Origin of the sequence: Bradyrhizobium sp. 187 (assembly GCF_023101005.1) — a bacterium.
Lineage (GTDB): Bacteria > Pseudomonadota > Alphaproteobacteria > Rhizobiales > Xanthobacteraceae > Bradyrhizobium > Bradyrhizobium canariense_D.
Map to the genome: position 1 here is coordinate 6,503,477 of NZ_CP064693.1, position 24,512 is coordinate 6,527,988.

The 24,512-nt window shown below is 59.0% G+C and carries 24 protein-coding genes; 8 read left to right on the forward strand and 16 right to left on the reverse strand.

The genetic code is table 11. The annotated features are described in order from the left end of the window. The first annotated feature begins 205 nt into the window (after positions 1–205). The 5 genes from moaA (at position 206) to IVB19_RS31435 (ending at position 5,237) form a co-directional block, all read left to right on the forward strand. Complete coding sequence (gene moaA, locus IVB19_RS31415) at positions 206–1,195, forward strand: GTP 3',8-cyclase MoaA (protein WP_247820647.1); 990 nt, start codon at positions 206–208, stop codon at positions 1,193–1,195. Positions 1,196–1,324: 129 nt separating this feature from the next. Continuing rightward, positions 1,325–1,543: a 4Fe-4S binding protein gene (locus IVB19_RS31420; RefSeq protein WP_247820648.1), complete on the forward strand. Its 219-nt coding sequence runs from the start codon at positions 1,325–1,327 to the stop codon at positions 1,541–1,543. Between the two features lie 19 nt (positions 1,544–1,562). Continuing rightward, on the forward strand, positions 1,563–2,942 hold the full coding sequence (locus IVB19_RS31425) for an FAD-dependent oxidoreductase (protein ID WP_247820649.1): 1,380 nt from the start codon (positions 1,563–1,565) through the stop codon (positions 2,940–2,942). A 146-nt stretch (positions 2,943–3,088) separates the two neighbouring features. Further along, the gene (gene pdxR, locus IVB19_RS31430) at positions 3,089–4,555 is read left to right on the forward strand and encodes a MocR-like pyridoxine biosynthesis transcription factor PdxR (protein WP_247820650.1); all 1,467 of its coding nucleotides are present in this window, start codon (positions 3,089–3,091) and stop codon (positions 4,553–4,555) included. Positions 4,556–4,862: 307 nt separating this feature from the next. Further along, positions 4,863–5,237 (forward strand): nuclear transport factor 2 family protein, encoded by a 375-nt coding sequence (locus tag IVB19_RS31435; RefSeq protein ID WP_247820651.1) that lies wholly within the window; start codon positions 4,863–4,865, stop codon positions 5,235–5,237. Positions 5,238–5,408: 171 nt separating this feature from the next. On the opposite strand, the gene IVB19_RS31440 is transcribed toward IVB19_RS31435, so the two are convergent. From IVB19_RS31440 to IVB19_RS31490, 11 genes are all read right to left on the reverse strand, one after another. Then, on the reverse strand, positions 5,409–7,034 hold the full coding sequence (locus IVB19_RS31440; protein WP_247820652.1) for a GMC family oxidoreductase: 1,626 nt from the start codon (positions 7,032–7,034) through the stop codon (positions 5,409–5,411). Positions 7,035–7,127: 93 nt separating this feature from the next. Further along, positions 7,128–7,889 (reverse strand): enoyl-CoA hydratase, encoded by a 762-nt coding sequence (locus tag IVB19_RS31445; RefSeq protein WP_247821739.1) that lies wholly within the window; start codon positions 7,887–7,889, stop codon positions 7,128–7,130. Between the two features lie 119 nt (positions 7,890–8,008). Continuing rightward, positions 8,009–9,274 carry a CaiB/BaiF CoA transferase family protein gene (locus IVB19_RS31450; RefSeq protein WP_247820653.1) on the reverse strand — a complete coding sequence of 422 codons (1,266 nt, stop codon included), beginning with the start codon at positions 9,272–9,274 and terminating at the stop codon, positions 8,009–8,011. Positions 9,275–9,567: 293 nt separating this feature from the next. Further along, positions 9,568–10,278 (reverse strand): SDR family NAD(P)-dependent oxidoreductase, encoded by a 711-nt coding sequence (locus IVB19_RS31455; protein ID WP_247820654.1) that lies wholly within the window; start codon positions 10,276–10,278, stop codon positions 9,568–9,570. Between the two features lie 258 nt (positions 10,279–10,536). Beyond that, the gene (locus IVB19_RS31460) at positions 10,537–10,803 is read right to left on the reverse strand and encodes a hypothetical protein (RefSeq protein ID WP_247820655.1); all 267 of its coding nucleotides are present in this window, start codon (positions 10,801–10,803) and stop codon (positions 10,537–10,539) included. 57 nt (positions 10,804–10,860) lie between these two features. Beyond that, entirely contained in the window at positions 10,861–11,988 is a 1,128-nt protein-coding gene (locus IVB19_RS31465) for an acyl-CoA dehydrogenase family protein (protein ID WP_247820656.1), read from the reverse strand. Positions 11,989–12,342: 354 nt separating this feature from the next. Beyond that, complete coding sequence (locus tag IVB19_RS31470) at positions 12,343–13,227, reverse strand: LysR family transcriptional regulator (protein ID WP_247820657.1); 885 nt, start codon at positions 13,225–13,227, stop codon at positions 12,343–12,345. Positions 13,228–13,455: 228 nt separating this feature from the next. Further along, entirely contained in the window at positions 13,456–14,244 is a 789-nt protein-coding gene (locus IVB19_RS31475) for a molybdopterin-binding protein (protein WP_247820658.1), read from the reverse strand. Further along, positions 14,234–15,079, reverse strand: a complete 846-nt coding sequence (locus tag IVB19_RS31480) for a cytochrome b/b6 domain-containing protein (protein ID WP_247820659.1) — start codon at positions 15,077–15,079, stop codon at positions 14,234–14,236. Before IVB19_RS31480 ends, IVB19_RS31475 begins: the two co-directional genes overlap by 11 nt. A 124-nt stretch (positions 15,080–15,203) precedes the next feature. Next, entirely contained in the window at positions 15,204–15,971 is a 768-nt protein-coding gene (locus IVB19_RS31485; protein ID WP_148776617.1) for an alpha/beta fold hydrolase, read from the reverse strand. A 125-nt stretch (positions 15,972–16,096) separates the two neighbouring features. Continuing rightward, the gene (locus tag IVB19_RS31490) at positions 16,097–16,417 is read right to left on the reverse strand and encodes a putative quinol monooxygenase (protein ID WP_524536721.1); all 321 of its coding nucleotides are present in this window, start codon (positions 16,415–16,417) and stop codon (positions 16,097–16,099) included. Between the two features lie 207 nt (positions 16,418–16,624). On the opposite strand from IVB19_RS31490, the gene IVB19_RS31495 reads away from it, so the two are divergent. The 3 genes from IVB19_RS31495 to IVB19_RS31505 all read left to right on the forward strand — a co-directional run bounded on the left by IVB19_RS31495 (position 16,625) and on the right by IVB19_RS31505 (position 19,901). Further along, the gene (locus IVB19_RS31495) at positions 16,625–17,587 is read left to right on the forward strand and encodes a GlxA family transcriptional regulator (RefSeq protein WP_247820660.1); all 963 of its coding nucleotides are present in this window, start codon (positions 16,625–16,627) and stop codon (positions 17,585–17,587) included. A gap of 279 nt (positions 17,588–17,866) precedes the next feature. Next, positions 17,867–19,366: a CoA-acylating methylmalonate-semialdehyde dehydrogenase gene (locus IVB19_RS31500; RefSeq protein ID WP_247820661.1), complete on the forward strand. Its 1,500-nt coding sequence runs from the start codon at positions 17,867–17,869 to the stop codon at positions 19,364–19,366. Between the two features lie 145 nt (positions 19,367–19,511). Next, on the forward strand, positions 19,512–19,901 hold the full coding sequence (locus IVB19_RS31505; protein ID WP_247820662.1) for a tautomerase family protein: 390 nt from the start codon (positions 19,512–19,514) through the stop codon (positions 19,899–19,901). 286 nt (positions 19,902–20,187) lie between these two features. Here the strand turns inward: IVB19_RS31505 and IVB19_RS31510 are convergent, their stop codons facing one another. From IVB19_RS31510 to IVB19_RS31530, 5 genes are all read right to left on the reverse strand, one after another. Next, positions 20,188–20,616, reverse strand: coding sequence for an ester cyclase (locus IVB19_RS31510; protein ID WP_247820663.1), 429 nt, complete (start codon positions 20,614–20,616; stop codon positions 20,188–20,190). Positions 20,617–20,963: 347 nt separating this feature from the next. Next, on the reverse strand, positions 20,964–22,073 hold the full coding sequence (locus tag IVB19_RS31515) for an enolase C-terminal domain-like protein (protein ID WP_247820664.1): 1,110 nt from the start codon (positions 22,071–22,073) through the stop codon (positions 20,964–20,966). A gap of 152 nt (positions 22,074–22,225) precedes the next feature. Continuing rightward, positions 22,226–22,411 carry a tautomerase family protein gene (locus IVB19_RS31520; RefSeq protein WP_247820665.1) on the reverse strand — a complete coding sequence of 62 codons (186 nt, stop codon included), beginning with the start codon at positions 22,409–22,411 and terminating at the stop codon, positions 22,226–22,228. 15 nt (positions 22,412–22,426) lie between these two features. Then, on the reverse strand, positions 22,427–22,657 hold the full coding sequence (locus tag IVB19_RS31525) for a tautomerase family protein (RefSeq protein ID WP_044999827.1): 231 nt from the start codon (positions 22,655–22,657) through the stop codon (positions 22,427–22,429). Positions 22,658–22,685: 28 nt separating this feature from the next. Then, the gene (locus IVB19_RS31530; RefSeq protein ID WP_247820666.1) at positions 22,686–24,110 is read right to left on the reverse strand and encodes an MmgE/PrpD family protein; all 1,425 of its coding nucleotides are present in this window, start codon (positions 24,108–24,110) and stop codon (positions 22,686–22,688) included. Positions 24,111–24,512: the final 402 nt, after the last annotated feature.

A 24,512-nucleotide genomic window follows, 5' to 3' on the forward strand; every position in this document is an offset into this window, starting at 1 on the left:
GGCCGTTCGCAGTTAAATCCAACGACTCAATCGAATTGAGTACCGGTTGCCCCGAATCTCTTGGTGCCGGCTTGCCTTTGCCGTCCGTCCGGACTCAGACCTTTCATCTGCACCGGTACTTCACCAACCCGGATCCAGGGACCGATCATTGGTGAATCCTTGGTCGTGCGCATTGCGTGTCGAAATAAAATCGCGGCAGCATCATATGAGATCGCAAGCCCCACTCCTGGTAGACACATTCGGGCGCCGAATTGAATATTTGCGGCTTTCGGTTACCGACCGATGCGATCTGCGCTGTACCTACTGCATTCCAAGCGGATTCCGCGGATTTCAGGAACCAGCCTCCTGGTTGCGGTTCGATGAGATCGAGCGCCTGATATCGATTATGGCTCCTCGTGGACTGAAGCGTATCCGCCTCACGGGAGGAGAGCCACTCGTTCGGCGGGACTTGCCAAACCTTGCGGCAAGACTTGCGGCAATACCGGGCATCGAAGACCTATCTTTGAGCACCAACGCGACCCGCTTGCAGGTGCTCGCCGCCCCTCTACGAGAGGCTGGGGTGCAGCGCATCAACGTCAGCTTGGATTCTCTTCGTGCCGAGCGCATCGCGGCAATCTGCGGCCGCGATGTCCTCGCCACGATATTGGGCGGCCTCAAGGCCGCCAAACAAGCGGGCTTCGCGCCAATCAAGATCAATATGGTCGTGATGCGCGGTGTGAACGACGATGAAATCGACGAGATGATCGATTTCTGCGTCGAGCAGGAATTTGTTCTTCGTCTGATCGAAGCGATGCCGATGGGCACAACAGGCCGGAACGCCCAATACCTCGACCTCCAACCTGTCCGGCGACGCCTGCAGCAAGAGCGCGGTCTCATTGCAGCCGACGTGCCCGGCGGTGGACCGGCTCGGTACATGAAAACGCCAGATGCACGATTGAGCATCGGCTTTATCACCCCGCTGTCAGAACATTTCTGCGCCACCTGCAATCGCGTGCGGCTGGCAGCCGACGGGACAATGTATCTCTGTCTCGGTCAGCGAGAGCAGCTGGCTTTCGGCCCACTCTTGCGTCGCGGCGCCACCGATGACGAGATAGTGGGAGCACTTCGCTCGGCCATGAGCCTAAAGCCGGAGCGTCACGAGTTCAATGAAAAGCCAGAGAAGATTTCACGAATCATGGCCGCGACGGGCGGCTGATGCGCGAAAACAACGTTCGAGTGAGGAACGACCATGCCCCACGTGGTTACTGGAAACTGCAGCGACTGTAGATTCACGGATTGCGTTCTGGTCTGCCCGGTAGCGTGCTTTCACGGGGACGATCAGCGCATGTATATCGATCCCATCGCATGCGTCGATTGCGCCGCATGCATTCCGGCCTGCCCGGTGCACGCGATCAGTGAAAGCGGGGATCTCTCGCAAGACCAGCAGATGTGGATTCAAGTCAATGCCGACAAATCCAGCAGCACGCCGGTGATCCGGAGCAAGCAGACGCCATTAACAGGTGCCGAGGCGCGGCGCGCTGCCCTCGGCTACGGCCCCAGCTAGACAGAATGAGCCAGTCGCCGTGAACGCAATCGGAACGACAAACAACCCCTTACGTGTGGCAATAATTGGCAGCGGGCCCAGCGGTTTCTACGCAGCTGAGGCTTTGCTGCAATCCGAACACACGACAGTAGTTGATGTTATCGAACGGCTCCCGGTGCCCTATGGTTTAGTTCGTTATGGCGTCGCACCCGATCATCCGCGCTTGAAAGACGTGGCCAACACCTACGCCGAGATCGCTCGGGATCCCCGCTTCTCATTTATCGGCAACGTCGAGTTTGGCAAAGACTTCACCCTGCGGGAGCTGACGGACTGCTACCACGCGGTGATCTTTGCCACGGGAGCAGCGACCGATCGGAAGCTTGGCATTCCCGGCGAGGATATTCAGGGATGTCACGCCGCGACTTCCTTTGTCGGGTGGTACAACGGACATCCTGACTATCGCGACCTCAAATTCGATGTGTCGGGCGACTCCGCCATCATCATCGGTCAAGGCAACGTCGCAATTGACGTCTGCCGCATTTTGGCCAAATCGCCTGATGAGCTGCGAAAGACGGATATTGCGGCGCACGCACTGGATGCTCTGGCCGAAAGTCGCATTCGTGAGATCCATCTCATTGGTCGCAGAGGTCCGGTTCAGTCACGGTTCACCAGCAAAGAGCTGCGCGAACTCGGCCAACTGTCTGAATGCGATCCGTTTGTAGATCCTAATGACCTGCTCCTGAACGACGTCTGCAAGTCCGAATTGGCCGATGTGCGCGAGCCGGCTCGAGCGCGGAATTTCGAAGCATTCAAGAGCTTCGCTTCCCGGCGGCGGGAGAAGCCCAAATGTTGTCGGATCCATTTTTTTCTGAGCCCAAAAGAAGCACGTGGAGAGCATAAGCTCGAAGAACTCGTTCTCGAGCGAACCAGGCTCGTTGGCGCTGCCGGCCGTCAGGAGGCCGTCGGGACGGGACAGACGCTGTCGATAAAAGCCGGGCTCATGATCCGGAGTGTCGGTTATAGCGGCCGCGCCCTGGAAGGAATTCCTTTCGACAACGCGCGCGGAACGATTCCTAACAAGGATGGCCGTTTGGAAATGACATCACCCAACGAATTGCCTGTCTACGTCGTAGGGTGGATCAAACGTGGACCAACCGGGATCATCGGCACCAACCGAGCGGACAGCATGGCGACCGTCGCGACGCTTCTTGCAGATTTGCCAACCTTTGAGTCTCGGCAGAAGCCAGGCCGTGAGGCGTTTGCTTCCCTCTTGGCACAACGGGCGACGCGGTCGGTATCGTTTCAAGATTGGGAAATGATCGATCAGGCAGAGAAGGCCCGCGGTACGCCCCTGGGCAAACCGCGAGAGAAGTTCACGAGAATTCCCGAAATGCTTGCGGCAAGCATCGGCCGGCCGTAGGCTTCCCGCAGAACCAGAGGGTCGCCTCCCGGAAGTGCCGCGGCCCCCAAGTTGCCCACGAGCTTTGATCCAACGAGCAGGTGACAGACGCAGTCGCGGACCGGCATCTTTGCCAAGTACCGACTGTCGAACGATTGGAGCAGCCGATGCAATTAGCACTTGAAATTGACCTATCCGCCGCGTCGCTGCAGAATCAAGTTTTCAAGCAAATCCACGGCTTGATCGTGTCTGGCCGCTTGAAACCTGGCGCACGCCTTCCCGGTACCCGTGCCCTCAGTGAGCAGCTCGGGGTCTCTCGTAATACAATCATACTAGCCTATGAAACGTTGACATCCGAAGGCTATCTGGAGTCGCGGGAGGGCGCTGGAACATACGTGTCGACGACTTTTCCCGACAACTCTCTGTCGGTTGCAAGCGGCTCGAACCACGATGCCACCTACCATAAGCCGGTTCACTTGTTCGTTCCGGTTGCTGACGACAAAAAGCGATCCGTGTCCCCCAGTGAAATCGTTTGTGACTTTGCACTCGAGAGCACTGATCCGGCCTGCTTCCCACGCAGCGTATGGCGTCGCCTAACGAATTGGCGCATGCAATCGTCAAAATTCAACTTGACGTATTCCGGAACGCCCAAGGGACTTCGGGAGTTGCGTGAAACGCTTGCCGCGTATCTTGGCGCTTCGCGCGGCATTTCATGCACCCCGGATCAAATCGTCATCGTTACAGGCGTTCAGCAAGCGTTGAATGTCGCCGCTCACCTGTTCGTCCGCGCGGGTACGACAGTAGCAATGGAAGCACCAGGCTGCCGGACAACAGCGGACCTTTTCCGGGCCTATGGCGCGCATATTGCGCCTGTTCCCGTCGATCAAAGCGGGATCGTTGTAAGACACTTGCCGCAGTCCCGGAACTGCGTCGCCTTTGCCACTTCAGCGCGTCAGTATCCGATGGGCGTCATGCTGTCAGCTTCCCGACGCGACATTCTGCTGAGCTGGGCCGATCAAACGGACTCTCACATTGTCGAAGTCGATTTCGACACCGAGATCAGGTATCAGGGTTCACCGCCGCCCCCTCTGAAGAGTCTCGATAGCCACGGGCGGGTCGTCTATGTTGGCTCGTTTGCAGCTTCCATCGGCCCAGGGCTGAGAGTGGGCTACATGGTCCTACCGCCGCATCTGGTTGATCCGGCCGTTCATGCCGCTTCATTGCTCGATCACGGCTTTCCGTGCACCGGCGTCCCTTGGCTTGAGCAGGCGGTGCTGAACGATTTTATCGAGACCGGTGCCTTTGAAAAGCATCTGAGAAAAATCCGCAAGACTTATATGGCGCGGCGCGACTGCTTGATCCTGGCGCTTCAAAAGCATATCGGATCCGTCCAGATAAACCCGGTACATTGCGGCACGCACCTAGTGTGGGAGTTGCCGCCGGATTTTCCGAGCGCCGTCAAATTGCAGACGCTCATGTTGAAGCAGCAGATCGGCGTTTACACGTTGCGCGACCAGAATATCGGCGACGCGGATTACCTCGAGAATTGCGACAGATATCTTCTGCTCGGGTTCGCGGCATTGTCAGAAACGGCGATCGAAGAGGGAATTTCGAGGCTCGCCAAGGCACTTTGACGCTTTCCAGGAAGTGAGGCCAGCCATGGTGCCTAGCTCCTTGGCCAGGCGGCCTTACGCGAAGCGGACTGCGCGCGTGTTGTCTCGCACTGCGTTTTAGAGAATGCCCACCAGCTCAACATCGCTGTGAACCGGTACCATATGCTTTGCCTGCACCGGGGCTGTGAGGAGCACTGGTGTCTTACTAGGTTATGGCTGGAAATTGCGGGCGAGCTCCTACTGCGACGGCGCCGGCAGTTAGGGGCGCCGGCGGGTGTTTTCCACTTCGGCCATGGCGCCACCGCTAGATTTCACAAGGGAGTAAAAGATGAGTGGCACAGCAACGAACTTGGGTGACTATGAAGCCATCACGAAGGTCGTTCAACACTATCTGGACGGCGCCAAGTCGGGCAAAGGAAACGATATGAAGCCCGCCTTCCACAAGGACGCGACGATTTTCGGATATGTCGGGCCCGACTTGTTTGCGGGGCCAATTCAGGGGCTGTTCGACTGGAATGACCAGAACGGAGCGGCCGCGGGAATCCAATCTCGCATTTCAGAGATCGACATCGTCGGCACGATCGCGAACGTGCGTTTGGAGATCGATAACTGGAAGGGATCGCGCTTCACCGACATGTTCACGCTGCTGAAGACGGACGGGAAGTGGCAGATCATGAACAAGGTCTTCCATCTTCACAGCTGAGTTATGCCGTGCTCAAGAGCCTCGCGCGAGATCGATACGGTGTCGATCTCGTGGACTGGGGGCTCTTGACGCCGGCCATTTGCGGCTCCTTTCCACGGCGAATAGCCATGCCGTGGGATACCTCGACCCGGCTTCGGCCGGGTTCTTTCTTGAAGGATCTGCCGCATCGATCTAGACGGCGTCCCACAGAACAAAGTTTGCGCCTTTGTCAGCAATCATGATTGTCGGCGTATTCGTGTTGCCCGAAGTTATCGTCGGCATCACCGACGCATCGATAACGCGCAACCCATCCAGACCAATCACGCGCAGGTGCCGATCCACGACCGCGAGCGGATCGTGCTCCAAGCCCATCTTCGCTGTGCCAACCGGATGAAAGATGGTCGTTCCGATATCGCCGGCGGCCTTGGCGAGAGCGCTCTCGCTGTCATCAACCGACAGGCCTGGGATAAACTCCTCAGGGCGGAAACGGCGGAGCGCCGCTTGCTTCATCAGACGGCGTGTAACGCGAATGGCGTCGGCCGCCACGCGGCGATCGTCGTCGGTCGAAAGATAGTTCGGCGCGATAATAGGCTTCGCCGAGGGATCCACCGAGCGCAGGCGGATGGTACCGCGGGACGTCGGCCGGAGATTGCAGGCCGCGACCGTGATCGCAGGAAAGCGGTGCAGCGGCTCTCCAAACTTATTGAGCGAGAGAGGCTGAACGTGAAACTCGATGTTTGGACGATCGAAGTGGGGCGATGAGGTTGTAAAGATCCCAAGCTGAGACGGCGCCATCGTAAGAGGACCGCGCCGAAACAATGCATATTCGAGCCCCATCAGTGCTCGTCCAATCGGCGAGTGATAGGTCTCGTTGAGTGTCTTGGCGCCGTGGACCCGGTAGATCGCTCTTTGCTGTAGGTGGTCTTGCAGATTGCGCCCAACACCAGGCCTGTCGGCGACGGTGGAAATGCCAAGTTCGCCGAGCCATTCCGCCGGTCCGACGCCGGATAGTTGAAGGATCTGGGGCGAACCGACCGAGCCGGCGCATAGGATCACCTCGCCTTTCGCGCGAACATCGGTCGTCCGCCCATGCTGCTGGAATCGGACACCCACAGCACGCTTGCCGTCGAACAGCACCTTCTCGACCAAAACGCCTGTTTCAAGACGCAGATTGGTACGATGAAGTACTGGCTTGAGGAAGCCGCGCGCCGATGACCAGCGAAAGCCTCGCTTCTGATTGACGTGGAAGTAGCCGACACCGGTATTGACTCCGGTGTTGAAATCGGTCGTCGCTGGGATGCCCATCTCGACTGCCGCTTCCGCCACGCTATCGAGGATATCCCACTTCACACCTGGCCGTTCCACGCGCCACTCGCCGCCGACGCCATGATGCTCAGATTCACCCAGGAAATGGTCATCGAGGCGCTTGAACACCGGACGGACATCGTCCCAGCCCCAACCGGTGAGACCGAGTTGGCGCCAATGATCATAGTCTGACGCCTGTCCGCGCATCGAAATCATGGCATTGATCGCGGACGAACCGCCAATCACCTTGCCGCGCGGATATTTAAGTGAACGGCCGTTCAGCCCCGGTTCGGTTTCGGTCTCGAACATCCAGTCCGAACGCGGATTGCCGATCGCGAACAGGTAGCCAACCGGAATGTGGAACCAGATCCAGTTGTCCTTGCCGCCGGCCTCCAAGAGTAGCACCCGCTTCTTTGTATCGGTCGACAATCGGTTTGCGACGACGCAGCCCGCGGACCCGGCTCCCACCACGATGTAGTCGTAGTCGCCGTCCAGTTCAGTGCTGGAAACCACCGTCTTCTCCGATTGTTGAGGGTTAACGTTGTAGTGCGCTGCGCCTGGGCCAGCGTGTCTAGATCACAGACCGCCGTCCGGAACGGTGAGCTGTCAGCGGTGGCGGAAGACCGGCGCCCGCTTGTTGACGAAGGCGTTCATGCCTTCCTTCTGCCCTTCGGTCGCAAACGCTGCCTGAAACAGAAGACGTTCATGCCGCAGCCCTTCCGAAAGGGGTCCTTCGAACGCACGATTAACGGCTTCCTTGGCCATCTTGACGGCCGGCGCGTTATAGCCGGCAATGGTATGCGCGGCTTCCAGCGCAACCTGTAGAAGATCGCTGCTTGGGACGACTCGCGCAACGAGACCAACAGCCTTCGCCTCGGCGGCTCCAATGGTACGGCCGGTCAGAACGAGATCCATGGCAAGCGATTTGCCGACCGCCCGGGTTAGCCGCTGTGACCCTCCAATACCGGGCAAGATACCGAGCTTGATCTCCGGTTGGCCGAATTGTGCGTCTTCCGATGCAATAATGAAATCGCAGAGCAGCGCCAGCTCGCAGCCGCCACCAAGCGCAAACCCGCCGACCGCCGCTATGATCGGCTTGGAAATGGATTTGACGTCATCCCAGGGTCCGAGAAAATCATTCATGTAGAAATCGGTGAAGGGCTTCTCGGCCATTTCTGCGATATCTGCCCCGGCGGCAAAGGCGCGCGCACTGCCGGTGATCACGATCGCACCGACTCGATCGTCGGCATCGAACGCCTTCAATGCCGCCAATGTCTCGACCGCCAGTTGACCGTTCAGGGCATTCAAACTCTTTGGCCGGTTCAAGGTAATGAGACCTACACGATCGCGGCGCTCCATGATAATCATCTGCGGCGAGCTCGTCTCGGGCGTTACGGCAGGCTGTTCGGAGGAGGATGGGCCGTCCTTACGGATGGGCGCGACGGTATTGCTCATGGCCTGTTTCCTACGTTTGGGAGATGCCCGGGTCATTCGGCCGCTCGCGGCAGCGAGCCGACTGCATCGACATCGTCAGGGTTAACGTCTCCGGCCACTGCGGTCGCATAAGCGCCGTGTGTCGCCATGAGCTCGTTCAGAATTGCTTCGCGGTGCTGATTAAGGCCCGGCGAACAGGCGGGCGTTTCGACATCGTTTTCGGCGTATCCGCTCAGACGGATCGGGTTGCCGGCAGTGCGGATGTGACGGGCGCCCTCACCTCTCACCTTCACGATCATGTTCCGCGCCTTGAGCTGCGGGTGATCAAACAGCTTGTCGATCGTGTTGATCGGTGAGCAAGGAACGCCGGCCCCATTGAGTTTTGCGATCCAGTGCTCAACAGGCTCGCGCGTGGTGATCGCCTCGATGGCCGCAATCATAGCGGGGCGATTGCTGCATCGCAGATCATTGCTCATGAAACGAGGATCCAGTGCCAACGCAGGCGATCCAAGCGCGTCTGCCATCAGCATGAAAAGCGTGTCGTTGCCCGCGGCTATGATGACGCGCCCGTCTTTTGCGGCGAAGCTTTCGAACGGAGCCAATGAAGGGTGACTGTCGCCGGTACGGCCAGGTATCTTACCTTCCACGTCATAGCGTGCGAGAGCCGTCTCCATCAGAGCCGCCTGGCAGTCAAGCATGCCGATATCCACACGCGTTCCTTGTGCGTTTTGTACGCGCTTGTAGAGCGCGGAAAGGATGCCGACTGTCGCGAAAAGAGCGGCGCCGAGGTCACCAAAGCTGGTCCCGACACGCGACGGCGGGCCGTCCGGCCATCCCGTCAAGCTCATCACCCCGCCCATGGCTTGCACGACCATGTCGTAACCGGGCAGATCACTGAAGGGCCCAGTATGGCCAAATCCCGAAATCGACGCATAGACGATGTGCGGGTGAGTTTTGGCGAGCCGTTCGGCGCCATAACCAAGCCGGTCCATGACGCCGGGACGAAAGTTCTCGACAACCACATCGGCCTTGTCCAGCAGCCGCTCGAGCAACTCTCTGTCGCGCGGCGACTTGATATCGAGAACAATGCTCTCCTTGCCCCGATTGAAGCACATGAAGTAGGCCGACTCGCCGTCGACGAATGGGCCGAACGCGCGCGTATCGTCGCCGGTGCCGAACTTCTCGATCTTGATAACGCGCGCACCGAGATCGGCCAGGACCATCGTGCAATACGGTCCGGCCAAGACCCGCGAGAAATCAAGGACCGTAATGCCATCGAGAGGCCCCTTCTTCGACGCCTGAATAGGTGTGCCCTGCATAGTACCTCCTCCCAAGACGCTGCCGGCGTGCTCTCGCCGCGAACAGACACTGGGAATTTCGCTCCGTTAGAGCTCGCGTCGGCTCGTTTCCGCCTTTACCGGCCCGGGGTCGCCAACGCCGAGCTGATGGCATCCCAGCTCAAAGCGGCGAACCGCGATTATCAAATCGAGACGCTTGCCCGGTGAAGTACCGGTCCGGTTGAAAGGTCTGAGTCCGCCAATAGCCCGGGAACCCAACCCGCGGTCCAGAAGAGCGAACCGGAGAACTGGCACCGGCCGCCGCTCCATAGAGATCAGCGACCGGCGCTCTGGCCGCCGTCGACGTGTAAAATCTCGCCGGTGACGAAGGGAGCGTTTTCGAGAAAGAGGATCGCGTCGACGACGTCCTGAATTTCTCCCATCCGCCCGACAGGATGTTGCTTTGCAAGAAATTCATACTTTTCGGGAGCATGCATTGGCGTCTTCATGACACCAGGAGCAACGGCGTTAACCCGGACTCCCTTTTTTGCATACTCGATCGCGAGCGACTTCGTGGCTGCGTTTAGCCCACCCTTGGTCAGCGAGGCGAGGACCGAGGGAACATTGCTGTTGGCGTGATCTACGAGGCTGGTCGTAATCTGCACGATATGGCCGGAGCCTTGCTTCAACATTTCGGCCGCGACGCGTTTAGTGATCCGGAAGAAGCCTCCAAGATTGATCGCAACGACCGAAGCATAATCTTCCTCGGTATAATTGATCAGCGGCTTGGCGATGAATATCCCCGCATTGTTGATGAGGGTATCGATACGTCCGAAACGTGCCAAGCCTTCCTCGACGATGCGATCAGCCGTCTTGGGGTCCGCGACGTCGCCCGCGATCGTCAAGATGTCCGGGTCCGTGCTGGGCTTGATGGAGCGTGAGTTGGCAATCACGCGGTAATTGCGATCGCTGTACGCCTTCACGAGTCCGGCGCCGAAGCCCCGCGATGCACCGGTGATGACAACTACTTTCTGCTCAGTTCCCATGCCTGCCTCACCTCATCAGCGTGCGACGTCAATATCACCCGCCAGACGGTCCACGTCTGATCCCACAAACCTAGTGCGGGTTGGGCACGCGCCGAATGGCCGTCATCCGGCAGGTTCTGTTCCAGAAACTGGAACAATGGGCTGTCACACTAGAAGCAACCGAGGCCGCCATTTTTCGTTCAAAGAGCAGGTGGCCGCCCGCCGAACTCAGCCAGGAGCCGAGTTCGGAAGTGGCAGTCTTTCAATGCACGCGCCCCCTTAGGCCGTTTCGCGCATTTTCGTCTTGGACTGATCTCGCGCGATCATCTGCAGAATCTCATCTACCGCGGCTTCGGCCCACCGATGGAGCTCTGCCGTGGTTCTATTCTGAAGCGGATGCGCCACGTACACCGCGGCACCATCCAGACCGATCGATGCTTTCTGGGACTCGAACGCCTGCCGAAATTCAGTCGTCAGGACACTAACCCCGGCAAGGCGACGCGGCAACTCCGCGATGATCTCATCGACACTAAGCGAACGAGCCACGCACTACCTCCGCACGACTGGCCTTTGCGCTATTCGGCGCGGCCGCTCCATTGACACCTACAAAGCTTGATTTACGCGCGGCCGAAGAGACCTTGCGATGACAACATTCTGTATCTCTGTTGTTCCATCCAGGTACTGGGCAGCTTTAGCGCCAGCGAGATGGCGCGAGATCGCTGTCTCGGCCAAGAGTCCGCGCGCACCGCTAAGCTGCATGCATTGAGCGACCGCGTTCAACGCTACTTTTGTAGAAAATTTCTTGGCGTGCGCAGCATCAATCGTCGCCCGCTCCCCTCGATCAAGCTTCGATGCGGCAGCTCTGAAGAGCAGCTCCGAGGCCGAAAGATCTGTGGCGACGTCGGCCAACATCCATTGCACCCCCTGAAAGTCGATCGTCCTTGAGCCAAACGCTAAACGCTCGGCCGTCGCCTCTATCGCGAATGCGAGGCTTGCTTCCATCATTCCGCAACACATGGCGCTAACCAGCGTACGCGCGACATCAATCCCGCTCATCGCCCGCTTGAACCCATCACCGGGACGAGCAAAAAGCGCTTCATGGGGCACGAAGCAGTCGGCGAGTTCGACGCCGGCAAGACCCATGGAATGACATCCGACGAGGTCATACGGAGCCGTGATGGAGAGGCCTGGACATTTCCTCTCGATGAGAAAGGCGGCAATGCCTGCCGGCCCCGCCCCAGAGTCGGTCTGGGCGTATACAAGAAAGAGATCCGCGGACGTGGCATTGGTAATCCATGCCTTGGATCCGCTTATGCGCCAGCCACCTTTGTCAGGCGTCGCTGTCGTCCGCATGGCGGCCGCATCGGAGCCTGCTGAGGGCTCGGTTATGCATACGGACAGTATCCGCTCTCCGGATTTTACAGAGCGAAGGTATCGACCGATCTGAGCCGGCGTTCCGTGCTCCGATATCGATCCGGCAACCGCGCTGTGCACCGCCAAGCTGAACGCGAACGCGAAGTCCGCGGAGGCTAGGATTCGCAGGACGGCTCCTGTGGACGAATAGTCGAGACCCAGGCCGCCATACTCAGCGCCGATTCTAATTGATCCAATTCCCGCATTGATCGCTTCACGGATTTCGGCCGTGGCCATCGCGCGCGACCTCTCCCAAACAGGGGCTCTGGGCAATATCGTCGTCCGAGCGAACTCCGCCGCGATCGTTGTTATGTTCATCAATCTTCCATAGGAAGCTGGGGACCTGGTCACGTCCGCTGGTCGGGTTGGCGCTTGAGGTTGTGAACAGCATTCAGCGCAATACGTAGGCGGGCTGTGGATGCTGGGTGCGGAATTTCCCGGTGCGTTCGAACTCCCATCGGGTTGATATTAGATCCTGCCGTCTTGAGGGCAGCCTTCGCGTTCCCGCAAAATTCGTGATCAAGCCTGTTCAGAGCTAGGCAGTCACCGGTCTCGCCATCAAGCGCATTTTTGAGATAGACGTATCTCTATTAGAGATAAGTGGAGGGCTGACATCGTTCTTCATGCCGTCCATTTGCTTGACCGCGGAACGACGTGGAAAAGGCAAACCGTTTAACCCGTGAATTCCCGGCGGGCCGAGCGCACCCTCGCCACGATGTGCGCATGAACCTCCGAAACTCTGCGTGTATGGTGCGTGTCGGGATGCGAAATCAGCCAATAATTTCGCACAAAGCGAACCTCAGGTAGCAACCGCTTGAGCTCCGGAAAACGCCGCGCAGCGTAATCGTGAAGTATACCCACGCCGTGACCGCCCCTCACCGCCTCCATCTGCGCCACAACGCTCCCGCACTCGTAGTGCCTGGTCATGACTTTTCCGAGCGAAGACGCGTAGTCGAGCGCGCGGCTGTAGACGAAATCCTCGACATGCGTCACGAAAAGATGGCCGGCGAGATCAGCCTGCTTTCGGATTGGTCCTAAGCGCTTCAGATAGCTCTCTGCACCGTAAACACTGAGTGTGTAGTCCGTAAGCTTTTTGACAATCAGTCGCCCTTGCTTCGGGCGGTCCAAGGTGATCGCAATGTCGGCCTCCCGCCTCGACAGCGAGAATGTCCGTGGTAGCGGAACAAGCTGAATGAGTAGGTCGGGGTGCTGCGCGGCAAGCGCACCGAGGTGGCTGGCTAGAAAGTAGTTGCCCAATCCATCAGGAGCGCCGACGCGGACCGTGCCAGAGATGGCGTCCGATGATCGGCCAAGTTGGGTACCGACCTGAAGGAAGTCGGATTCGGCGCGCTCCGCCGCGGCGACGAGGGCCTCGCCTGCGCTTGTCAGGACACAGCCCGTTGTACGACGTTCGACCAACCGGGCTTTCAATTCCTGCTCAAGCGCGGTGAGTTGCCGTGCAACGGTCGCGTGGTTTACCCCCAAGCGCCTAGCGGCACCGAGAATTTGGCCCGTGCGGGCGACTTCTAGGAATATGCGGATGCGGTCCCAATCCATCGAGTTCAGTTCCCGCAAGCACACCGCGAATTTTTCTCAATGATGTGCAGATTCCAACTTTCCATATCGAATCTATGGAAGCAAGCAGGCTACGCCTGCGTCGCCAAAGCGAAGGATGACAGTCAGAAGCTTGCAGTATTGGTCATTGCGACGTCCAGCGCCTACCTCGCGGCCTTGCCCGCGGAAGGAGGCTTGGATATTGGCCGCTTATGATAAACAAGGATTCGCTCAGATCCCCGCGTACCACTCATAGCCGCGATCTTCCCAATAGCCGCCTTGACCGCCATGCAGGCCAGAGAGGCCTTGCACCAGTTCGATACGCATGATGTATTTGGCCATCTTGTAGCCGAGCTGCCGCTCGACGCGCAATCGCAGCGGCGCACCGTGGCGAACGGTCAGAGGTGTACCGTTCATGTCATAAGCGAGGATCGTCTGCGGATGCGCAGCATCGATGAGATCGATACTCTCATAGTAGCGGATGTTCTCGGAACCAGGAGATTCGCCGCCATCGTCCAAGGTATCGGCGCAATGGAATATGGCAAAGCGCGCCGCTGGTCTCACGCCAGCGTGCAACAGAATTTCCGAGAGCGGCACGCCGGACCATTTAGCTATGCAGCTCCAGCCTTCGACACAATCGTGCCGGGTGATCTGGGTCCGTGTGGGCAGGGAGCGCAACTGTTCAAGCGACAGCGACAGTTCGTGCTCAACGAGGCCGTGAACCTTCAGGCGCCAATCGACGAAATGATTGCCGACGAGCTTGAGGTAGTCCTCGTCCTGCGGATCGATTGAACCATTGGGGCGAAACGCCGGCGAGATGTCGGCCTCACTATATTCAGGCGCGAGCCGATGAGCCCCGATGAGGAGGCGCTGTATTTTATAAGTGAAGCCGCTTGCCGCATTGAGGACAGAACGGATGCGCGGTGCGACCGCGACGCGGTCACAGCCCGACAAAGCGAGGCCACTAGTTGCCGCAAATGCCCACAACAGATCGCGACGCCGTGGATGTTCAAGCGACATCTGGCGTCCTCGGATTGCCGAGATCGTACCAGCCGGTGATCATTGAGCGCAGATTGTTCCAGACACCCGAGGCCAGCACCATCACGAGATGTACGATGACGAAAAACGTGAGGCTCGATGCGACGAGGAAGTGGATCAGCCGCGCCGTCTGGCGCCCGCCGAACAGCGTGAGCAGCTGCGGTACGGCGCTATCAATCCCTGGCGACATCGTAAGGCCTGTGAGGATCATCAACGGGAACAGGACGAAGACGACCATGAGATAGGTAAGCTGCTGCAGCACATTGTACCGCCTCGCCGCTGCACCGCGTGGGAAGCGCAGGCGCAGATGCTCAAGGACCTCCCTTCCGACATGGCTGAGCTCGCGACGGCTGGGAAGAAGATCCCGGTCGAAATGTCGCCTTACGCAGCCCCAGGTAAAATAGACGAGACTATTCAGCACCAGCAGCCAGGCAAAGAAAAAATGCCAACGCCGGCCAGTCGCCAGATCCTGGTTGTTCGGGATCGTGATCCAACTGGGAAAGGCACGCTGCGAGATTTGTCCGTCCTCGTTCGAGATACCGAGTATGCCCGACGTATCGAAGGAATGGCCGGCGAACATCGTCTCCCCGACGAGGCCGTTCTCGGACAGGCGCGCACGGATCGACATGGCCGGATGGTCAAAGTCCGATTGCTCCCCGACATAGAGAGCGGGATGGGCATTAAAGATCTGCAGTCCGCTCATCAGGAGCAGCACGAAGCAGACGGCGTTGATCCAATGCGTCGCACGCACCAGCGCGGCATGGCGGAAGTACCAGCGCTCGGCGACAGGCCGATCGGGGCCGGGAAATGCGGCCATATCATGCTCCGGCGCTTCGGAAGCGCTACCTGCCAAGCGCACATACTTCACGTGTCGGTGGACCGCAAAGTATGCGCGCTCTGGCGGGATGAGGCGATCAAAGGCGTGATCGCCAGTTCTTCATCTACTTCGCGGCGTCCTCGATCACGCGGGCGATCGCGGCGGGCTGCGAGACGAAAACAGCGTGGCTTGCGGGCACTTCGGTGACCTTGGCGCCCGAACGCTTGTACATCCAGCGCTGAAGCTCAGGGCTGATCACGTGATCCTCAGTGGTCAGAATGGCGTAGCTGGGCTTGTTGTGCCATGCCGCCACCGAGAGCGGTGCACCCATGGCTTTCTGAGCAAGCTGCTGCTCCGAGTCGGCCATGAACTGAGCTTGCTCCGCCGGGACGTCCTGAGCATAGGTTTCCCGGAACTTCGCCGCCGGGATGAAGAAATACTTGTTGTCCGGCGTAGCCTTGTTGACGGACACCCGCATGGCATCGTTCGGCGCGGCGAACTTCGACATCAGCGCGCCGCTGGCCTCTCCCTTGTCGGGCTGCAAGGCGGCCACATAGACGAGGGCGCTGACCTTGGGGTCGGCACCGGCTTCAGTGATCACCGAGCCGCCATAACTGTGACCGACCAGCACAACGGGACCGGTCTGCTGATCGATGACCCGCTTGGTGGCATCGACGTCCTCGGCGAGGCCGGTGAGCGGCTCCTGCACGATCGTCACATGGAAACCATCCTTGGTCAGGATGTCGTAGACGGCGCGCCAGCCTGAGCCGTCCGCCAGTGCGCCATGGACGATGACAACTTCCTTCGCAGCCGGCTTCGTCTGGGCGTGGGCGACTGCACCAGTCATGGCAAGCACGAGCGCAATCGCGGAAGTCTTTCGTAGTAAGGACATGGGAGTCTCCTGGTATGTTTCAGTTTGCCCGTTTCGCAGGACCATCTCGGCGCCGGGCGGTGACCGGTGATGACCAATCAGTGTTCGTAGAGGCGAGTTCGCATCTGGCTTGGCAGACGCCAAGATCAGGCCGGCTGATTTTTCACGGCCAGAACGTCGACCGGCTCGACTGACGGCGGTCTTGCCAGCATTTCCTCGACCCGCGACATCAAGGCCTTGGCCATGTTGCCAGCGAGATGTGCTTGGCGATCTTCTTCGCTGGTAAAGGCGTCGAACACGCCGAACGTCGTCGGCGAGAGCTGCATGGCGAACCAGACCGGCGTGCCCGCTCTTGATTTGTTAGGTCGAGGCCACTGACGAGAAAATCCTTCACCGCCCGTTCCTTGCCTGGCTTGGCTTCCAGCCGGACGAATAACCCACACTTGAGCGCCATTGTTCTTCTCCACTCGTTGATTGCCAAAACTGCAGAGTGGATGCATCTCTATGAGATAATCGGCTCAGCTCGTATTGGCAGAATTGCCAATTTTGATACCGATTAGGCCAACACATAGCCGGATTCCGCTAATTTTTGAGCCGTACTGGATTGCAAATCCGAGCTGAGTCCATAGTCCGAGTTTTTGGCAAAACGCCTAATTCTGATATCGTTTTTTGCCATGCGTATCCATGTCCTTGCTCTGAACGACGTACTCGACACCGGTCTCGCCGCGGTCCTCGACGCCTTTGCCTTCGCCAACGCGCTGGCGGAAATGCACGGCATTTCCTCGGTGCGCTTCAAGACGAAAGAGGTCGGATTGCGTGAGACCGTCACAACGGCGCAGGGCCTGAATGTTCCAGTGACCTCGGCAGTACGCGCGCAGAAGCCCGATGCGGTGGTGATGCCAGCCGTCAACCGGATCATGCCGAAGCCGCTGGTACAGATGCTGGCCAGTGGCGAAGTGCGCGAGGCCGGTGCGGTGTTGCGCAAATGGTCGGAGCGTGGTGCGCTGGCTGTGGCCGCCTGCGTCGGAACCTTCGTGCTGGCGGAAGCGGCCTTGCTCGACGGCGAAGAAGCAACCACCACCTGGAGGCTGGCGCCCCTGTTCCGAGAGCGATATCCGCATGTGCGACTCGACGAGTCGAAAATCATCGTTCAGTCCAATACGGTCGTCACCGCTGGCGCGGCGCTCAGCCATCTGGATCTGGCGCTGACCTTGATCCGACGCGCGGACCCTGCGCTGGCCGACCTTACCGGCAAGTATTTGATGGCCGACGTCCGCAACTCGCAGGCCGCCTACGCGATACCTGGGCACGTAGTCCACGGCGATCCACTTGTGCACAAGTTCGAACGATGGGCGCGGCAGCGGCTGGCCGAGGGATTCTCGCTGGATCAGGCTGCCGCGGAGCTCGCCACCAGCAAGCGTACGCTGGCGCGCCGGATGCAGGGCGTGCTGGGCAAATCACCGCTGGAATATCTCCAGGATTTGCGAATCGAGCGGGCCGTTCACCTGCTTACAACCGGCCATGCCAGCGTCGATCAGATTGCGGCGGAGGTCGGCTACGCCGAAGGCGTGACGTTGCGCGAGCTGCTGCGCCGGAAGCTCGGCCGCGGCGTGCGCGAAATCCGCCGCAGCGTCTGAGACCACATCACTCTTGCGGGTGCTACGGAAGCTCACGCTGCCCAATGGCCTTGTGATGATCCGCTCGACCTTTGTCGAGAGGGGCAAAACTCCACTCAATAAATGGACGTCATCAGCGCGATCAACACGCCATGGCTGGAGACGATTCACGCAAATGCCGCGTCATTGCTGATTCCGCTCCCTAACTTGAATTTCCGCACAACAAATGCGCGATAGTTCTCGTTGATGTGCAGGCTTGGGTATTTCATATGGCGCTTGCGGAAAACAAGGAGGTTCATCGTGGTTCGGCAAGTTCAGCACTATATCAATGGCCAGCGCGTGTCTGGCCGTAACGAGCGGTCATCGTTCGTCTTCAATCCTGCGACCGGTGAGCAAGCGGCATCGGTGCCGATCGCGAACGCCGCGGATGTGGCGGATGCGGTGGCGGCAGCCGTGAAGGCTGCGGCGGGGTGGGCGGCGACAACACCCTTGCGACGAGCGAGGATCCTCAACCGTTTCCTCAGAATCCTCGAGGAACGTACCAGCCAGCTGGCAGACGTCATCGTCGCCGAGCATGGAAAGGTCCACTCCGACGCGGTCGGCGAGATTCAGCGCGGCATGGAGGTCGTCGAGTTCGCGACGGCCGCCCCGCAGCTGTTGAAGGGCGAGATCACCGAGAACGTCGGAACGCGCGTCGATAGCTACTCGGTGCGCCAGCCTCTCGGCGTGGTCGCCGGCATTACCCCGTTCAATTTCCCCGCCATGGTGCCGATGTGGATGTTTCCGGTGGCGCTTGCCTGCGGCAACACCTTCATCCTGAAGCCCTCCGAGCGCGATCCGTCGGCGTCCGTGATCGTGGCAGAATGGCTCAAGGAAGCGGGCCTGCCCGACGGCGTATTCGGGGTGGTTCATGGCGACAAGGAGACCGTCGACGCGCTGCTGCATCATCCCGATATCTCGGCGATCAGCTTCGTGGGATCCACGCCGATCGCAAAGTACATCTACGAGACCTCCGCCAGCACCGGAAAGCGCTGCCAGGCGCTGGGCGGTGCCAAGAACCACATGATCATCATGCCGGACGCGGACATGGACCAGGCGGTCGATGCCCTGATGGGCGCCGCCTTCGGCTCGGCCGGTGAGCGTTGCATGGCGATCTCCGTCGCAGTGCCGGTCGGCGAGACAACTGCGAACCGGCTGATCTCGGCGCTGGAGCCGAAGATCCGCGGTCTCAAGATCGGACCCGGCACGGATCCGGAAGCGGAAATGGGTCCGCTGGTCACGAAGCAGCATCTGGACAAGGTCAGGGGCTATATCGACGCTGGCGTCGCAGAGGGTGCCAAGCTGCTCGTCGACGGGCGCGGCTTCAACATGCAGGGCTACGAAGACGGTTACTTCATCGGCGGGTCGCTGTTCGATCATGTCACTCCGAGCATGAAGATCTACAAGGAAGAGATCTTTGGCCCCGTCCTGTCTGTTGCCCGTGCGCCCGACTACGACACCGCCGCGCGCATGATCAACGAGCACGAATTCGGCAACGGCACCTCGATCTTTACGCGTGATGGCGACGCGGCTCGGGAGTTCGCGCACAAGATCAAGATCGGCATGGTCGGCATCAACGTGCCGATCCCGGTGCCGATGGCATTCCATTCCTTCGGAGGCTGGAAGGCGTCGATCTTCGGCGACCACCACATGCACGGCCCGGAAGGCGTCCGCTTCTATAGCCGAATGAAGACGATCACGAGCCGCTGGCCAACCGGCATTCGCGTCGGCGCCGAGTTCGTGATGCCCACGATGTCATGATCGCAACGGCCGGCTCGCTGCTAACCAGCAGCGGGCCGGCCAGAAAAACGGCGGCGAAAGCCCGTCGGTTTCAACACTCGATCTACAGCCGCGATCGCGCTCTTGAAGACGAAGCGACAACCCATAGCGACACGGAAAATGGATAATGCCCCTTTTGTGCTTCGATCTTGTTGAGGGACGTTCGGAACGGCAGCTCAGAAAGATACTAGACGTCACCCATGAGGTGTTGGTCGACACATTCAACGTACCTCATCGCGACCGCTATCAAATCGTGAGGGAGCACCCGCCTTCTAGAATGATCATCGAGGACACGGGCCTTGGTATCAAGCGCACACCCAACATGCTTGTCCTTCAAGTCACGACTCGCCCTCGCAGCCGCGTGATGAAGCAAACATTCTGCAGTTCGTTGGTGGAACGGCTTGCCGATCAATGCGGCATTTCGTCGAGCGACGTTGTCGTGACGTTCGTAACGAACACCGATGAGGATTGGTCATTTGGGCTGGGACGTGCCCAGTTTCTCACGGGTGAGCTCTAACCTGTCGAAGCCACGGTTGGACCTAAAGGAACTCGGGATCAATTTTTGGCTTGCCAGCGGCCGGATGATGCCGCTCGGGGCACCTGTCTGCCGATCATCACAAAATACGCCGTCGGGCACGAAATCGAGTGTCCCGACGGCGCTGAAAACTGGGTCCTTGAAGTCCCCAGCGGTGCTGGATTTTGAATCACAATCCCGCCGGTTGAAATAGCCCGTTTTAGCCGGGCGTCACCCGAGGAGATGTAACTCTCGCAAACACTGAGGTGAAGGCTTGAACAGTTGCCGGTCAGGCCTTCAACTGCGCTAGGACTCCGGCGATATCGCCCATGCCCCAATGCTCCACAATCAGGCCGCCTTGAACCCTGAAGATATCGCAGGAGGTGAATCGGAGCGTGCGACCGGTTGGCGCAACTCCCGAAAGCGGGCCGTTATGGGTGCCGCTATAGACGAAGCTTGCAGCCGCACGATCGCCCGACGCGACCGTGGACTCGATCTCCACCTTGAGGTCCGGTATTCCCGCCAGCCGCGCAGTAAAAACTGCCACCGTCCCCTGCTTCGGCGACTTGCCCTGCGGCGGCGGCGGTGCGGCTGCGCTGAGCTGGTGGTTGACGTAATTATCAGAGAACAGCGCCGCGAACGCCGCGAGGTCGTGCGCGCTCAAAGTCGCTGCAAACTTTTCAATCAACGGTGCGGCTGCGCTCTTCTTGTCAGCCATGGCCGGCGCGACAAGTGCCGGCAGGGCAAGTGCCGATCCCGCCAACGTAACCGTCTTCAAGAGATTCCTTCGATCCATAACGTTTCCCCGATCTGATCATCACATTTCCCGCCGTCGAATGTAGGAGCGGAACGCGCGGCAAAGTGGCACTTATATCTCTTGGTGGCCAAACCACGTTTCGTTGTAGCCGACGAGTCTTTCAGAGAGCCGATATCAGCGGAAACGATCGCTCGAACCTCGCTGCTCAGAGCGCTTCTGACGATCTAGTATCCGTTCGACTGGATACAGCTCCGCAACAACTCGCGCGTTTCGGGAGCCATGGCGTTGGGGGTCTTCTTTGTCCGGACTCAGATTGCAACAAGGCGCTTTAGCTTGGCCTCGTCCCATGAGATCCCGCTGCCGGCACTCTCCGGCGTGAGAACCATTCCGTCACGGATTTTCAATGGTTCTTCGACGATCGAATCTGCCCAATCAACATACTCAAGCCAATGGGCGGTGGGCGTGGCGCAAAGAAGATGCGTGCTGACTTCCGGCATCAGATGCGACGACATTTCGATACCCTGGGCTGCAGCGATACCGGCCGCATGCAGCCAGCCGGTTACACCGCCAATCCGCGCGACGTCGACCATGACGTAGTCGCTCGCGCCGGTCGTGACGGCACGCAACAGGGCATCCGGACCGTTGAGGTTTTCGCCGATCTGGACCGGAACCTTCAGTTCACGCGCCAGTGCGGCGCTCGCCACATAGTCATCGTGGGCTATCGGCTCTTCGAGCCAGTAGATCCCCTCTTTTTCCAGCTCTCGTCCACGAAGAACTGCTTCCGCGGGTGTCAGGGCCTGATTGTAGTCCACCATGATCGCAATATCTGCGCCGGAAACACTATTGCGGACAGCCCGCAACGCGGCCAGGTCCTCAAAAAGCGAGGGGTATCCGAGCCGGACCTTAACTGCTCCTAAACCGCTCTCCAGAAGCGCCCTCACCTCCTTGGCAAGGCTATCCGGTTCCATCAGCCCAAGCCCGCGGCTGTCGTACGCGCGTAGCGATTTGGGCCCTGACCCGAGTAGGGCGGACAGCGGAGCACGATGCATCTGCGCAGTCGCATCCCACATGGCCATATCGAGCAGTGAAAGAGCCATCCGCACAGCGCCGGTCACGCCGAGTAGGGAAAACTGGCGCGTGAGGGTCTGCGATGCCTCAAAAGGTGTGGCATTCTTGCCCTTGAGGAGTTCGACCGCCTCGTGCAAATGTGAGGATATGGCAGTCGCGCCCGAGGGCCGGTAGCAAAACGTGTAGGCCTTGCCCGTCACACCATCTTCGTTCAGCAAATCGACAAGCAACAGCGGCACTGCCCTTACAACGGCCGCGCTCGTTCCCAGCGTAAATCTCAGCGGGACCATCACTCCGCGGGTCGTTACCGAGCGAATTCGTTGCCCTGCGGTACTCACGCTGTTCGTCATTTTGATCTTTCACTACGTTTCGGGAAATCGGATCGACAAGCGATGCGCCCCCTCTACTCGGCAGCCCGCACCCATCTTGCCCGGGCCGGTGCGCCTAGCCTGGGCTTTTCTGTACTGGCGAAGCCGCTCGAAATCGCTTCCTGCCAGCTAAGCTATTCCTCGCCGTGTATCCTTCCGGAAATGCTCATGTTGTCGGCCGGATGCTCAAAAAGGAGAACATTGATGATCTTCGGATCGGAGCCGATCGATTCGTGGGTAACCTTGACGACGTCACGGATCAACTGCGTCTTACGGGTTTTGGTGAGACCCGCTGCGATATGACACTCAATATAGGGCATAGTTGCCTCCCTTTCCTATTTCAGGCGAGCAATGAGCTCTTTGTCGTTGGCATTGCCTTCGACAAATTCGGGCAGGTGTTGCCCATGCTCGACGAAGTTAATGCCTCGTCCCTCTCTGATGACAAAGAAGATATTGTTGGCCGGTTCACCGGTCGCTTCGCTGACGACACGCAGCAGGCCGGCCGAAAGCGCCCGCTTTTGCTCATCCGAGCGGCCGTACCGCATGTCGCAAGAAATCATTGACATCGGGATACTCCTTGGTTGACGCGAATGACTATTGAATTCCGGGGTGAAGCGCAGGGTGGACCGCCTTGGGGTTCACTTTCCCAAGGATATCCATCAAATCAGAGATCGGTCGCTCGTCGATTTTCTCGACCGCCTTGATGATACTGTTACGCAGTGCTTCATCTGCAAACGGCTCGCTCAGCCAGTTGAACTTCTCGACCGTGCGTTCCCATGACATCGGGTTGCCGAGCCCGCCTTCGTATCCAAGCTGCTCGCGATCGAAGGTACGACCGTCTTTGGCCTTGATAGCGATCCGGGTATTCAGCTCGTGCGGGTATCTGGCGGTGAAAGCATCGTCGGAAGCTATCGTTACCTTGCTCAATAGGGCTTGTGCGTCATCAGCCTGGACACGCGCCTGCTCGAGCTGCGCGGGCCCGACCTCATCGTCCAAAAGCGCCGCCGCAATCAGGTACTTCAAGTTGTAATCCGCTTGCTCCTTGGTCTGCGGTCTGTCTTTTGAGCCAAATGCGCCGCCGCCCGCGATGTCGAAACCTGACTGGAAGATGTCGCAACGGACGGTCTCGATATCGCCGGCCGCCAACTTATTGTCGCGCTTCAACTTGAGCACGGCTTCGAGAACCGGCTGACCGTGAATGAGCGAACAGAATTTCTTCATGATCGTAAGCTTGATGATCTCGAGCGAGTCGTCCGACCAATCAACGTCGATCCTTTGATCAAACATCCGCAGCAACCCGTTCGGTCCCTCAAACAGCCCAGATGGACCGGTGAAGCCACGCTTAGCGAGCGATGCGGAATAGACTGCGCGCATCCCTGTCATTCCGGGAGAAAAGCCCTTCCACTGCGATACCGGCTCGACATGAACGCAAGTGAGGGAAATGTTGTCGACAGTCGCGATCGAGATCGCATGCGCGATCTGATCAGCGTTCAGCCCAAACAGCTTTCCTGCTCCAGCGGCGGCGGATATTGCGAGCTGAATTGCATGATTGAACCCCTTCGCCATGACAGGGACGACGGCGGTAAACCGGCATTGGATTTCGTAGGCTACCGCAAGGGCGAGCATGAAGTCTTCGCCGGATGCCTTGGCGTGCTCGGCAGCAGCCAAGATTGCGCCGAAATTGTCGCTTGGATGACAGAGCCCGCCCGGCGACATGTAGCTGTCAAGGAGGTCGACATATCGCACCAACCCCGAGTTATACAGGGCGGCCTGATCCGGAGCGGTCTTACCGCCGCCGATCAGAGTGCACGACCCGCCGGACCGGTACTCAGCAAACTGTTCCCGCAGCGCTGCGAACGGCGCTCCCGGAAGCGCGGAGATCGCGCATCCCAGGCTATCCAGAATATTCCGCTTGTAGAGCTTGCGCGCGTCAGGCTTGAGAGATGCCGAAATGGCCCGGTCGGCAAAACCGGCGATCTCGCTTACTGTGGATACGGAAGTCGCATTCTTCATCAGCATGTAAACGTCCTTGGCCGCGTCCCATACGATTGAACTGGTTTAATTTGGAAAGAGCGTGCCTTTCTCATTTGCGATCAGCAAACGAATAGATTCGAGAAGGCAATCTGCACCGCAGATTACTCGACCAAGTCCAGAGCTCGTCGGATAAAGGGGGCAGGCATCACGCGATGGAATTACGCAGGGCGGTGCCGCCGAGGAGACGACGCCATCAGTTTCAGCGATCGAGCGATCTCTTATCGTTGCTGCTCAGGCAAGAACGCATCAGGTCTGCGTACCCAGAAGATCGGCGACGACCGAGGTCGCGTCGCTCATATCCACCACGATGAAACGCCATCTTGCCGACTAGATGCGTCTCGCGGTTTCCGGACCTTAGGCAGACTTCGCAGTTTAAGAGACAATCGC